Raw genomic sequence first — 13,770 nt, forward strand, 5'->3', positions numbered from 1 at the left:
AATTATCTCTGCGCTTCGCCGCCGAGACCTTCCACCAGATTCTGAATTAACGCGGCCAGTTCGCCGGTCATCAGGATAAAGTCCGCGTCAAAGCGCTGGGCGTAATCTTCCCGGTCGATATCTTCGTTTTGATCGCGCAGCTCGTCGCAGAACTTCAGACGCTTCACGGAACCGTCGTCGCACATCACGAACTGAATGCGCTGCTGCCAGTCGAGCGCCAGTTTGGTGACCACTTTGCCCGCTTCAATGTGTACGGCAATCTCGTCGCTCACCAGATCCTGCTTTTTCGCGCGGATCACGCCGCCATCTTCCAGCAGGGCTTTCAGCTCGGCTTCGTCCAGAATCTGGAAACCTTGCGCCGCGGTACCGCTGCGGACCCACTCGGTCAGGGTCAGCTCAATCGGCGTTTCCAGCGCCAGCGGTACGACCGGTAAAGAGCCGATGCTTTTACGCAGCAGGGCCAGCGTATCTTCCGCTTTTTTGGCGCTGGCGCAGTCCACCATGATCAGCCCGTTAACGGTATCGATCCACATCATCGTCTGGCTGAAGCGGCTGAAGGCGCGCGGCAGCAGAGAGTGCAGCACTTCATCTTTCAGCGAGTCTTTTTCGGTTTTTTTCAGCTTGCGGCCCTGCTCGGCTTCCAGCTTGAAAATTTTTGCTTCAAGCGCCTGCTTTACTACCGGCGTGGGCAGAATTTTCTCTTCTTTGCGGGCACAGACGATGATTTGACCCGTGCTGCTGGCGTGGGTCAGTGCATCGCTTTGTGAACCCATTGGCGGAACCCAACCGGTTTTCGCCATATCCTGGCTACCGCAAGGGGAAAAGCTATAAGCGGCTAACTGTTTTTCCATCTCTTCTGCGCGCAGCGAAACGTCGCGGCTGAGACGGTAAACCATCAAATTTTTGAACCACAGCATGATAATTTCCACGGCCTTGTCGTTAAATCAGCGGGCATGATAACGAATTGTCGCATCGCTTGCATTGCTAATCGGGAAGCGTGCTTCTACTCTGTTGATAATCAAAATAATGAGGAGAGTCTTGTGCGTATTGGGATTGATTTGGGCGGCACCAAAACAGAAGTCATCGCATTAAGCGAGCAGGGGGAACAGCTGTTCCGCCACCGTCTGCCGACGCCGCGCGATGATTATCACCAGACGATCGAGACGATTGCCCGGCTGGTTGATATGGCCGAGCAGGCGACGGGCGAGAGGGGCACGGTCGGGATGGGGATCCCCGGCTCCATTTCGCCTTATACGGGTGTGGTGAAAAACGCCAACTCTACCTGGCTCAACGGTCAGCCGTTTGATAAGGATTTGAGCCAGCGTCTGAACCGGGAAGTGCGTCTGGCGAATGACGCTAACTGCCTGGCGGTCTCAGAGGCCGTTGATGGTGCAGCCGCAGGAGCGCAGACCGTGTTTGCGGTGATTATCGGTACCGGCTGCGGCGCGGGCGTGGCCTTTGGCGGACGCGCCCACATCGGCGGCAACGGCACCGCGGGTGAGTGGGGGCACAACCCGCTGCCGTGGATGGATGAAGACGAGCTTAAATACCGCGCCGAGGTGCCGTGCTACTGCGGCAAGCAGGGCTGTATCGAGACCTTTATCTCCGGCACCAGTTTTGCAACCGACTACCACCGCCTGAGCGGCCAGCCGCTCAAGGGGAACGAGATTATGCGTTTGGTGGAAGAACAGGATCCGGTGGCCGAACTGGCGCTTAGCCGCTACGAAATGCGTCTGGCGAAATCGCTGGCGCACGTAGTGAACATTCTCGATCCGGACGTGATTGTGCTCGGCGGTGGGATGAGCAACGTTGACCGGCTGTACGCCACGGTACCAAATCTGGTGAAACAGTGGGTCTTCGGCGGCGAGTGCGAAACCCCGATCCGCAAAGCCGTCCACGGCGACTCCAGCGGCGTGCGCGGCGCGGCGTGGTTATGGCCGGAGTAAACGCAAAACGGCAACTTGCGTTGCCGTTTTTGATGTTTAGAGGGCCAGGGTGAGGGCACCAGACCGAATCGACCCAACACTCACCCCACCGCAAACTCCCTGTCCAGCCTGCTATACCCCAGTCCGTTGATCTTCTTCACCTTGATCTGCACCGGAATGCGCTCTTTCATCGCCTCGACGTGGCTAATCACCCCGATGGTTTTCCCGGTGGCGTTCAGCGCGTCGAGCGCATCCAGCGCGGTATCCAGCGTTTCACTGTCGAGCGTGCCGAATCCCTCATCCAGGAACAGGGAATCAATCCGCGTTTTGTGACTGACCAGGTCAGAAAGCGCTAACGCCAGCGCAAGGCTCACCAGGAAGCTCTCGCCGCCGGAGAGCGTGCGCGTATCGCGCACCGCATCGGCCTGCCAGGTGTCGACCACTTCCAGCTCCAGCGCCTCGCTGGCCTTACGCTGTAGGAGATAACGGCCGTGCAGGCGGTTAAGCTGCTGGTTTGCGAGCCAGACCAGGTTATCCAGCGTCAGCCCCTGAGCGAACTTGCGGAACTTGTCGCCGGTGCTGGAGCCGATCAGCGCGTTGAGATAGCCCCAGTCGTCGGCCTGGCGCGCGGCCTCTTCAATTTGCAGCATTAACGCCTGCTGATGCTGGCGGTTATCGCTGTCCTGTTTAAGCTGCTGGCGGATCTCGCCCTGATGCGTGGTGTTCTCACGAAGCCGTTGCGCCAGCTGCTGCAGCTGGCTTTGCAGGGTAGACACATCCGCGTCAAGTTCTTCCGGGCGCAGCGCAAGGTGCGCCTGCAGCTGCTGATTAGCCTGGCCGGAAAGGGCCGCGGCCTGCTGTATCTGGTTTTCAAGCGACTGTTTCAGCTGTTCGAGGCGGCGAATAGCATCGTCATCCAGCAGCGCGGCAAGGAAAGCATCCCGATCGGCAAAACAGCTTGCGGAGAGCGCCGCGGTGAACTGCGTCTGCGATTGCTGCAGGCGCTCGCGCTCCAGCGCCTCCTGCTGCTGCAGGGCGGCGAGCTGGCTTTGCAGCGACACGCATTCATTGTGGATGGCGCGCCAGTCATCAGGAATGGCCGGTTCAGCCTCTTCACCGTGTGTTGCCGGAAGCGTGTCGAGCAGCGGCTTCAGCGCGCTCATGCGTTCCTGAAGCACGCCGTGCTGCGTATGCTTCTCCTGCCAGTGGGCAAATTCCGCTTCGCGGGCGTGCAGCCAGTCGGCCTCATTGCCCTCTTCGGGAACGCTAAGCGAGAGCGCGAGAAGGGTATGTTCCAGCGCCTGGCGCGTTGCGGTGCGCTGCTGCTGATACTGGCGTTCCTGCGCTTCCTGCTCGTTCAGCTGGTTTTGCAGGGTCAGACGCTGGCTGAGCTGATAAAGCTGGCGCTCGTAGTGTTCCTGCTCGTTCATCCATGGCGCGATATCCTCCTGAATATTCAAAGCGATATTCAAAGACGCGCACGCCTCCAGCCACGCTTTGGTGAGCGCTTGCTCTTCCTGAGACAAGGCCTGCGCTTCGTCTGTCTCACGCTGGATCTGTTGAGCCAGGGCATTAACCTGTCCCAGTACCAGCAGGCCTTCCTCTTTAAGCGCGGCGACCTCTTTTTCGAGCGCATCACGGCGACCCTGGTTATCCGTCAGCTCAAGCGACCGGTAGGTCTCCACGGCAGGATGCTCGTGGGAGCCGCACAGCGGGCAGGGTTTGCCTGCCTCAAGCCGTGAGCGATAGCTTTCCAGATTTTTAATCGTCGCTTCACGTTCGCAAAGGGCTTTCAGGTCCAGATAGTGCTGGTGTTTCTCTTTGTACTGCTGGCGGCGCAGCGCCAGGGTTTCATTGAGCTTTCTCTGCTCCGCCTGGGCTTTCTGCACGCTTTCACCGTTCTGGCTAAGGCGCTTTTGCAGCGGCTGATAGCGGGCATGCAGCGACGTCAGCTGCTGGCGCAGCGTGCGGGACCGGGACTGCTGCTCCATGGCCGCGCTGACCTCATCCGCCGTCAGCGTCAGCGTATTTTCCGGCATCTCAGCCAGCTTCTGACGTAGCTCAGTCATCCGCGCAGCAAGCGCGACGAGCTGACTTTTGTCACGGTTTAGCTGTGAGAACTGGGCGCGCCAGCCGGCAATTTCCTGGCCCAGCAGGCGATAACGCTCATTCTCCGTCAGCCACTGCGCCAGCGCCGTCAGTTCGGCCTGTAGCCGCTCATGGGTACGCAGGGCGGTATTGCGGATCCGCGCGCGCAGTGCGGTTTTGGTCTGTAAGCGAGTATTTACTTCGTTAATTCGCTGCTGGGTTTGCGTCAGACGTGCGGTTTGCTCCTGCTGATGCTCCCAGAGCGGACGAAGCTGGGCGGCGGGCTGGGCAAGCTGGAGTTTTGCCAGTTCCGGCGCCGCGTTCGCCTGCGCCTGTTGCGCCTGCTGCTGCAGGGCGGCAACGCGCTGCTGCTCCCGTACGAGCTCGTCATGACGCGTAAGCCACTGAAAATCTTTCTGTTGGCTTTGCTGCTGGGCCAGCAGGGTTTTCTCTTCGTCAGTAAGTGCCTGCAAACTTTGCTGCAACTGCTGCTGTTGTTCTTCGCTGAGCAGCACGACACCCGCCGCCTGCGCCTCGCATTTTTCCAGCACGCTGCGGGCGGCTTTGTGTTTCTTAAACACCATCGCGGAAATCTGGCCGTAGATTTCGGTGCCGGTGAGTTCTTCCAGCAGTTCTGCGCGGTCGGCAGGTTTGGCATTCAGGAAGGCGGCAAATTGCCCCTGCGAGAGCAGCATTGAGCGGGTAAAACGGCCGTAGTCCAGCCCGGTGAGCGCCGCGGTTTGCTCCAGTTTATCCGACACCTTATCGGCCAGAATCTTGCCATCCTCGCAGCGGGCCAGCTCCACGCGCGGTGCCTGCAAGTTCCCGTCCGGCTGGTTGCGCGCCCGGTTCTGGCTCCAGAAGGCGCGATAGGCAACGCCTTTCACCTCAAATTCCACTTCCGCCAGGCACTCGGCGGTATCGCGCGTCATCAGATCGTTTTGAGCCTGAGAGACCTTATTCAGGCGCGGGGTTTCGTGGTAGAGCGCCAGGCATATGGCATCGAGCAGGGTGGTTTTACCCGCGCCGGTTGCGCCAGTGATGGCAAACAGACCGTTGCTGGCAAAAGGCTCCGCAGTGAAGTCAATTTTCCACTCGCCCTTGAGGGAGTTGAGATTTTTCAGGCGCAGGCTCAGAATTTTCATGCGTTTTCTTCCTCGTCATTGAGGGCATGCAGAGTATGGCTGAACAGCTCGTTGAGCCTGACGCGCTTCGCATCATCGATCTCTTCCTGCGAAAGTCGGCGCTCGAACACCTCTTCTACGCGCAGTTCGCTAAGCGTTTCGCGCTGGGCGCCGAGCAGAATTTTCTCGCGCTGCTCGCGGCTGCGGCGCACCAGCAGCACCTCAACCGGCAACTCTTCGGTTAGCGCCTGAATTTTCCGCTGCATATCGTGCAGGTAGTCATCGGTGGTGATTTCAATATCCAGCCAGACGGGCGGGTTAAGCTCAGCGCCGCGCCACTGCTCAAGCTGGGCGGTGATGGCAGCCAGAGCGCCCTTCAGCACCGCCAGCGGCTGGGTGACCGGCACTTCCAGCGTCTCGACGGTGCTGAGTTTGCCCTCATCAAAGCTCACCAGATGCACGGATTTGGCTTTTCCGGTTTCATCGAAGCTGAGCGAAATAGGGGAGCCACAGTAGCGGATATGCTCACAGCCGCCGATGACCTGGGCGCGGTGAATGTGCCCGAGCGCGATGTAGTCCGCGGGCGGGAAGTTTTGCGCCGGAAAGGCGTCCAGCGTACCGATATAGATCTCGCGGACTGCGTCACTTTTGCTGGCCCCGACGGTGGTGAGGTGCCCGGTGGCAATGACCGGAATGGCCTGTTCACCGCGCAGGGCACAGGCTTCCGCGTGCTGCTGGTGATAGTAGTCGGTGATGGCCTGCAATAAATGCTGCTGCTTTTCCGCGCCCGACAGTCCCGCCTGGCTTTGCACGATGTCGCGCGGACGTAAAAAGGGAATCGGGCACAGTACCGCGCCCGGCGACCCGTCGCGTTTTTTCAGGATCTGCGGCGCGTGCCCGGCGCTGGCGACCACGGTGGTATTGAGAAACGCCAGGATGTCGCGGGATTCATTGAGCGTGGCGACGGAGTCATGGTTACCGGCGACAATCACCAGATGACAGCCGGTCTGCTGCAGGTTCACCACGAAGCGGTTATACAGTTCACGCGCATAGCTCGGCGGCGAACCGGTATCAAAGATGTCACCCGCCACAATAATGGCATCCACCTCGTGCGCCTGGCCCGTTTCCAGAAGCCAGTTCAGGAACGCTTCATGTTCAGCCGCACGGCTTTTGCTGTAAAAATTTTGACCCAGATGCCAGTCCGAGGTGTGAAGTATGCGCATAGGAGATCCGTGGCGAAAAACGATGCGGGCGATTATAAACTGTCAGGGAGAGAAAATAACCGCTGTAATAAAACAACAGTTTGCCATTTATAGTGGTACTGTTTTTCATAAATCTGTCATAAATCTGACGCATAATGGCGCCGCATTACAAACTTGTAACTTAAATAAGATAAGACAGGGCAAAGTATGGCGAGACGTATTCTGGTCGTAGAAGATGAAGCTCCAATTCGTGAAATGGTGTGCTTCGTGCTCGAACAAAATGGCTTCCAGCCGGTTGAAGCGGAAGATTATGACAGCGCGGTGAACCAGCTGAATGAACCCTGGCCCGATCTGATTCTGCTTGACTGGATGTTGCCCGGCGGCTCCGGACTGCAGTTTATCAAACATCTGAAGCGTGAAGCGCTGACCCGCGACATCCCGGTGGTGATGCTCACGGCGCGCGGAGAGGAAGAGGACCGCGTGCGCGGTCTGGAGACCGGCGCGGACGATTACATTACCAAGCCTTTCTCCCCGAAAGAGCTGGTTGCCCGCATTAAGGCCGTCATGCGCCGTATTTCCCCGATGGCGGTGGAAGAGGTGATCGAGATGCAGGGCCTCAGCCTTGACCCAACGTCACACCGCGTGATGACCGGCGAAAATCCCCTCGACATGGGGCCTACCGAATTTAAACTCCTGCACTTTTTTATGACCCATCCGGAACGCGTTTACAGCCGCGAGCAGTTGCTGAATAACGTCTGGGGAACTAACGTGTATGTCGAAGACCGGACGGTTGACGTACATATTCGTCGCCTGCGAAAAGCGCTGGAACTGAGCGGCCACGATCGCATGGTACAGACGGTCCGCGGTACGGGTTATCGTTTCTCGACCCGTTTCTGAATAATGACAGGAGTGTGACGCGTGCTGGAACGTCTGTCATGGAAAAGGCTCGTCTTTGAACTGATCTTATGCTGTATTCCGGCCCTTCTTCTGGGGGCTTTACTTGGGCATCTGCCGTGGTTTCTGCTGGCGGCGGTCACCGGGCTGTTAGCCTGGCATTTCTGGAACCTGCTGCGTCTCTCCTGGTGGCTATGGGTGGACCGCAGTATGACCCCGCCGCCGGGAAGCGGTAGCTGGGAGCCGCTGCTGTACGGCCTGCACCAGATGCAGATGCGTAATAAAAAGCGTCGCCGCGAGCTGGGAAGCCTTATCAAACGTTTTCGCAGCGGCGCAGAGTCGCTGCCGGATGCGGTGATCCTGACGACAGAAGAAGGAACTATTTTCTGGTGTAACGGGCTTGCGCAACAGCTGCTGGGCCTGCGCTGGCCGGACGACAATGGTCAGAACATCCTCAACCTTCTGCGTTATCCCGAGTTTACGCAGTATCTGAAAAAGCGTGATTTCACCCGTCCCCACAATCTGAAGCTGAATAACGGTCGCCATCTGGAAATCCGCGTGATGCCCTACAGCGATCGTCAGTGGCTGATGGTGGCGCGCGACGTGACTCAGATGCACCAGCTGGAAGGGGCGCGTCGTAACTTTTTCGCCAACGTCAGCCATGAGCTGCGAACCCCGTTGACCGTGCTGCAGGGCTACCTGGAGATGATGCAGGAGCAAACCCTGGAAGGCGCGCCGCGTGAAAAAGCGCTGCATACGATGCGCGAGCAAACGCACCGTATGGAAGGGCTGGTGAAGCAGCTGCTGACGCTGTCAAAGATTGAAGCGGCGCCTTCTCTTGCGCTGAATGACACCATTGATGTGCCAATGATGCTGCGCGTCGTCGAGCGTGAAGCGCAGACGTTAAGCCATAAAAAACATCAGCTGACCTTTGACGTCGACAACACGCTGAAGGTGCTGGGCAGCGAGGATGAACTGCGTAGCGCTATCTCCAACCTGGTGTACAACGCGGTAAACCATACGCCGGAAGGAACGGATATCGTGGTGCGCTGGCAGCATACGCCGGCAGGCGCCGAGTTTAGCGTTGAGGATAACGGGCCGGGGATCGCCCCGGAGCATATTCCGCGCCTGACCGAGCGCTTCTACCGGGTGGATAAAGCGCGATCGCGGCAGACGGGGGGGAGCGGCCTGGGGCTGGCGATTGTGAAACACGCGGTGAATCACCATGAAAGCCGTCTTGATATCCAGAGTACCCTGGGTAAGGGAACCCGCTTTAGTTTCGTTATCCCGGAACGATTAATTGCCAAAAAGAGCGCCTGACGGCAGGCGTGTCATTTTACCTTTCCACGGGTCAGCCATCGCTGGCCCGTTTGCTTTGCAGTCAAGCGAAACGCGTGTGAATTTTATACGGTTGGCTGTTTTTTGTTCGCATGATTAGCCATTGGTTTTTCCTATAATTAGCGCATTGTTCTGGTGTGCGTTTTCATACTGGCATATTGTTCTGGTTTTGCGATCCCTCCTTGCCTTTAAACGTTATAAGCGTTTAAATTGCCCCCCAGATACTGTCAGACCGACTGTATTTGCGTGGTAAATCGAAAAACTATTCTTCTCCACGCCAGGACGGGAGCATTTCCCGCTGAAATTGAGCAATTTTTCGGCTGTATCGTCCCGTCAGGGAAATCGAAAAATCTCAACGTTTTCAACACCACATCCACAGGCAGTAAGGTTTTATGACCCATCACTTAAAATCGCGTGACATTATCGCGCTGGGCTTTATGACATTTGCGCTGTTCGTTGGCGCAGGCAACATCATTTTCCCTCCAATGGTTGGCTTACAGGCGGGTGAACACGTCTGGACCGCCGCGTTCGGTTTCCTGATTACTGCCGTGGGCCTGCCGGTACTGACCGTTATCGCACTGGCGAAAGTCGGTGGCGGCGTGGATAGCCTTAGCACCCCGATTGGCAAAGTGGCTGGCGTTCTGCTGGCTACCGTCTGCTATCTGGCCGTTGGTCCGCTGTTTGCCACTCCGCGTACCGCGACCGTTTCCTTCGAAGTGGGCATCGCCCCGCTGACCGGCGACGGCGCGATGCCGCTGTTCATCTACAGCCTGATTTATTTCGCCATCGTGATTCTGGTTTCCCTCTATCCGGGCAAGCTGCTGGACACGGTAGGTAACTTCCTGGCGCCGCTGAAAATTGTAGCGCTGATCGTGCTGGCCGTGGCGGCCATCATCTGGCCAGCCGGCCCGATTAGCGACGCGATGGATGCCTATAAAAACGCCGCGTTCTCTAACGGCTTTGTGAACGGCTACCTGACGATGGATACGCTGGGCGCGATGGTGTTTGGTATCGTTATCGTTAACGCCGCGCGTTCCCGCGGCGTGACCGAAGCGCGTTTGCTGACCCGTTATACCATCTGGGCTGGCCTGATGGCCGGTGTGGGCCTGACGCTGCTGTATCTGGCGCTGTTCCGCCTGGGCTCTGACAGCGCGATGCTGGTTGATCAGAACGCGAACGGTGCGGCTATCCTGCACGCTTACGTTCAGCATACCTTCGGTGGGGCGGGCAGCATGCTGCTGGCGGCGCTGATCTTCCTGGCGTGTCTGGTAACCGCGGTTGGCCTGACCTGCGCCTGCGCAGAGTTCTTTGCGCAGTATCTGCCGCTCTCTTACCGTACCCTGGTGTTTATTCTCGGTATCTTCTCCATGGCGGTGTCTAACCTCGGTCTGAGCCACCTGATTCAGGTCTCTATTCCGGTGTTGACGGCGATCTATCCGCCGTGCATCGTGCTGGTGGTGCTGAGCTTCACCCGTCCGTGGTGGCATAACTCCTCACGAATTATTGCGCCAGCCATGTTTATCAGCCTGATTTTTGGTATCCTTGACGGGATTAAAGCATCAGCGTTCGCTGAAATTCTGCCAGCCTGGACACAGCGTCTGCCGCTGTCCGAGCAGGGCCTGGCCTGGCTGATGCCTACCGTTGTTGCACTGGTTCTGGCGGTTATCTGGGACCGTGCTGCAGGGCGTCAGGTCACATCGAACGCTCATTAATCAACGGCAACAAAATGTTTAACCACGGGGCTTAAGGCCCCGTGGTTTTTTGTTTTTTCGTGTTGAATGGCAAGATTTAAATGGAAAGCACTAACAAACTTAAACGTGGATTGAGCACGCGCCACATCCGCTTTATGGCGCTGGGCTCTGCTATCGGCACCGGTCTTTTTTATGGCTCGGCAGATGCCATCAAAATGGCCGGTCCAAGCGTTCTGCTGGCCTATATCATCGGCGGTGTGGCGGCGTATATCATCATGCGCGCCCTCGGCGAAATGTCGGTTCACAACCCGTCTGCCAGCTCCTTCTCCCGCTACGCGCAGGAAAACCTCGGCCCGCTGGCCGGGTTTATCACCGGCTGGACCTACTGCTTCGAAATTTTGATTGTGGCGATTGCCGACGTAACCGCATTCGGCATCTACATGGGCGTCTGGTTCCCGGCGGTACCGCACTGGATCTGGGTGCTGAGCGTGGTGTTGCTCATTTGCGCCGTCAATCTGATGAGCGTGAAGGTGTTCGGCGAGCTGGAGTTCTGGTTCTCCTTCTTCAAGGTCGCGACCATCATCATCATGATTGTGGCGGGTTTCGGGATCATCATCTGGGGGATTGGCAACGGCGGCCAGCCGACCGGCATCCATAACCTCTGGAGCAACGGCGGCTTCTTCAGCAATGGCTGGCTCGGGATGGTGATGTCGCTACAGATGGTAATGTTCGCCTACGGGGGCATCGAGATTATCGGCATCACCGCCGGGGAAGCGAAAGATCCGGAGAAATCCATTCCGCGCGCCATCAACTCGGTGCCGATGCGTATTCTGGTGTTCTACGTGGGTACGCTGTTCGTGATTATGTCCATCTACCCGTGGAACCAGGTGGGCACTAACGGTAGCCCGTTTGTCCTGACCTTCCAGCATATGGGCATTGCCTTTGCTGCCAGCATTCTGAACTTTGTGGTGCTGACCGCGTCGCTTTCGGCCATCAACAGTGACGTCTTTGGCGTGGGCCGCATGCTGCACGGCATGGCGGAGCAGGGCAGCGCGCCGAAGTTGTTCGCCAAAACTTCACGCCGCGGCACGCCGTGGGTGACGGTGGTGGTGATGACCGTAGCGCTGCTGTTCTCGGTTTACCTGAACTACATCATGCCGGAGAACGTCTTCCTGGTGATTGCGTCCCTGGCGACCTTCGCGACCGTGTGGGTGTGGATCATGATCCTGCTGTCGCAGATTGCCTTCCGCCGCCGTCTGTCGCCGGATGAGGCGAAAGCGCTGAAGTTTAAGGTGCCGGGCGGGGTGGCGACGACCGTGGTCGGGCTGATCTTCCTGGTGTTTATCATTGGCCTGATTGGCTACCATCCGGATACCCGCATTTCCCTGTACGTGGGCTGTGCGTGGATCGTTCTGCTGCTGATCGGCTGGGTGTTTAAGTGCCGCCGTGACCGTCAATTGGCAGAAGCACAGTAATATTTTTATCCCCCCTCCCTCGCGGGAGAGGGGATTTTTGCCTCCTCCCCCGTCCTCCTCCCCCAATAAATCTCGTCATGGTGAGCTATCCTTAACCACCCTGTGGCAAGGTGACGTCAATTTCATCAGAGGGGATTCGTGATGTTAAACGCCTGGCACCTTCCGGTTGCCCCATTTGTTAAGCAAAACAAAGACAACCTTGTGATTACGCTCTGGCTGGCGGGGGAAAATCAGCCGGAACGCGTGACGCTCCGCGCCGAAATTGATAACGAAGAGACCGGGCTGAAAATGCACAAGCTGCGCAGCCAGCCGCAGCCGGGGATTACGGCGTGGCGGGCGAATATCGATTTGCGCACCGGGCAGCCGCGCCGTCGCTATAGCTTTAAGCTTTTATGGAACAACCGCCAGCTGTGGTTTACCCCGCAGGGGTTTAGCCGTTTCCCACCGGCCCGGCTGGAGCAGTTCGCCGTCGATTACCCGGATAACGGCCCGCAGTGGGTTAACGATCAGGTCTTTTATCAGATTTTCCCGGACCGCTTTGCGCGCAGCGAAAAACGCACCGCAGGCCAGGACAAGGTCTATTACCATCATGCCGCGGGTCACGACATCATCCTGAAAAAATGGGATGAACCGGTGACGGCGCAGGCGGGCGGCTCGACGTTCTACGGCGGCGATCTCGACGGCATCAGCGAAAAGCTGCCGTACCTGAAAAAACTCGGCGTGACGGCACTGTACCTCAACCCGGTGTTTAAAGCCCCGAGCGTACACAAATACGATACCGAAGATTATCGCCACGTTGACGCGCAGTTTGGCGGTGACGAGGCGCTGCTGCGCCTGCGTAAGAACACCCAAAAAGAAGGCATGCGCCTCATTCTGGACGGTGTCTTCAACCACAGCGGCGATTCGCACGCGTGGTTTGACCGTCATAACCAGTCGATGGGCGGAGCATGTCATAACCCTGATTCGCCGCAACGTGACTGGTACAGCTTTAACGAGGAGGGGCGCGCGCTGGACTGGCTGGGCTACCCGAGCCTGCCGAAGCTGGATTTCCAGTCGCCGTCACTGGTGAACGAGATTTACGGCGGGGAAGACAGCATCGTGCGTTACTGGCTGAAGGCGCCGTGGAATATGGACGGCTGGCGTCTGGACGTGGTGCATATGCTCGGTGAAGCGGGCGGGGCGCGAAATAACCTTCAGCACGTGGCCGGGATCGCGCGTTCGGCGAAAGCGGCTCAGCCGGAGGCGTTTGTCTTTGGCGAACACTTTGGCGACGCGCGCCAGTGGCTGCAAAACGATGCCGAAGATGCGGCGATGAACTATCGCGGCTTTACCTTCCCGCTGTGGGGATTCCTGGCTAACACCGATATCTCCTACGATCCGAACCATATCGACGCCGAAACCTGCGCCGCGTGGATGGATAACTATCGCGCTGGCCTGTCGCATCAGCAGCAGCTGCGGATGTTTAACCAGCTCGATAGCCACGACACCGCGCGCTTTAAATCCCTGCTCGGCAAGGATGTGGCGCGTCTGCCGCTGGCGGTCACCTGGCTCTTCACCTGGCCGGGCGTACCGTGCATTTACTACGGAGATGAAGTGGGGCTGGACGGCAACAACGATCCGTTCTGCCGCAAAACCTTCCCGTGGGAGGCAGAGAAACAGGATAAGGTGCTGTTCAGCCTGTATCAGCGGCTGGCGAAGCTGCGCAAACAGAGTCTCGCCCTGCGCTACGGCGGCTGTCAGGTGGCGTACGCCCACGATAATGTGGTGGTCTTTGTCCGCGTCTATAATCAGCAGCGCGTGCTGGTGGCGATTAACCGGGGCGAGGCCTGCGAGGTGGTGCTGGATGATTCGCCGCTGCTTAAGGTGGCGACGTGGACGAACAAAGAGGGTAAGGCGACGATACAGGATGGCGTGCTGGCGCTGCCTGCGGTATCCGCGACGGTCTGGCTCGGCAGCTAATGCGCTAAAGTTTCCCCTTTTAAGATGGCGCAAATGCAACGATTTGTGTCAATCTTAACGGATCGTTTACGGTG

General features: G+C 58.0%; 9 protein-coding genes. 6 read left to right on the top strand and 3 right to left on the bottom strand.

Annotation, left to right across the window (positions count from 1 at the left end; translation table 11 throughout):
• Positions 1–2 precede the first annotated feature (2 nt).
• Positions 3–917: a recombination-associated protein RdgC gene (gene rdgC / locus IM313_RS06765; protein WP_014882739.1), complete on the bottom strand. Its 915-nt coding sequence runs from the start codon at positions 915–917 to the stop codon at positions 3–5.
• Positions 918–1,040: 123 nt separating this feature from the next.
• Here rdgC and mak point away from each other — a divergent pair, with 123 nt between their 5' ends.
• Entirely contained in the window at positions 1,041–1,946 is a 906-nt protein-coding gene (gene mak / locus IM313_RS06770; RefSeq protein ID WP_192971491.1) for a fructokinase, read from the top strand.
• An 80-nt stretch (positions 1,947–2,026) separates the two neighbouring features.
• Here the strand turns inward: mak and sbcC are convergent, their stop codons facing one another.
• Positions 2,027–5,158 (bottom strand): exonuclease subunit SbcC, encoded by a 3,132-nt coding sequence (sbcC, locus tag IM313_RS06775; RefSeq protein WP_192971490.1) that lies wholly within the window; start codon positions 5,156–5,158, stop codon positions 2,027–2,029.
• Entirely contained in the window at positions 5,155–6,360 is a 1,206-nt protein-coding gene (gene sbcD, locus IM313_RS06780; protein WP_192971489.1) for an exonuclease subunit SbcD, read from the bottom strand. The genes sbcC and sbcD overlap by 4 nt, the downstream gene beginning before the upstream one ends.
• 186 nt (positions 6,361–6,546) lie before the next feature.
• Here sbcD and phoB point away from each other — a divergent pair, with 186 nt between their 5' ends.
• The 5 genes from phoB to malZ all read left to right on the top strand — a co-directional run bounded on the left by phoB (position 6,547) and on the right by malZ (position 13,696).
• Entirely contained in the window at positions 6,547–7,236 is a 690-nt protein-coding gene (gene phoB / locus IM313_RS06785; RefSeq protein ID WP_008503265.1) for a phosphate response regulator transcription factor PhoB, read from the top strand.
• Positions 7,237–7,257: 21 nt separating this feature from the next.
• Positions 7,258–8,553 (top strand): phosphate regulon sensor histidine kinase PhoR, encoded by a 1,296-nt coding sequence (phoR, locus tag IM313_RS06790; RefSeq protein WP_049001866.1) that lies wholly within the window; start codon positions 7,258–7,260, stop codon positions 8,551–8,553.
• A 410-nt stretch (positions 8,554–8,963) separates the two neighbouring features.
• Positions 8,964–10,283: a branched-chain amino acid transporter carrier protein BrnQ gene (brnQ, locus tag IM313_RS06795; RefSeq protein ID WP_028012134.1), complete on the top strand. Its 1,320-nt coding sequence runs from the start codon at positions 8,964–8,966 to the stop codon at positions 10,281–10,283.
• Between the two features lie 80 nt (positions 10,284–10,363).
• Positions 10,364–11,737, top strand: coding sequence for a proline-specific permease ProY (gene proY / locus IM313_RS06800; protein WP_049001868.1), 1,374 nt, complete (start codon positions 10,364–10,366; stop codon positions 11,735–11,737).
• A 141-nt stretch (positions 11,738–11,878) separates the two neighbouring features.
• Positions 11,879–13,696: a maltodextrin glucosidase gene (gene malZ / locus IM313_RS06805; protein ID WP_049001870.1), complete on the top strand. Its 1,818-nt coding sequence runs from the start codon at positions 11,879–11,881 to the stop codon at positions 13,694–13,696.
• Positions 13,697–13,770: the final 74 nt, after the last annotated feature.

Source organism: Enterobacter cloacae complex sp. P2B, from assembly GCF_014895985.1.
In the GTDB taxonomy this organism is placed as follows: Bacteria; Pseudomonadota; Gammaproteobacteria; order Enterobacterales; family Enterobacteriaceae; genus Enterobacter; species Enterobacter bugandensis.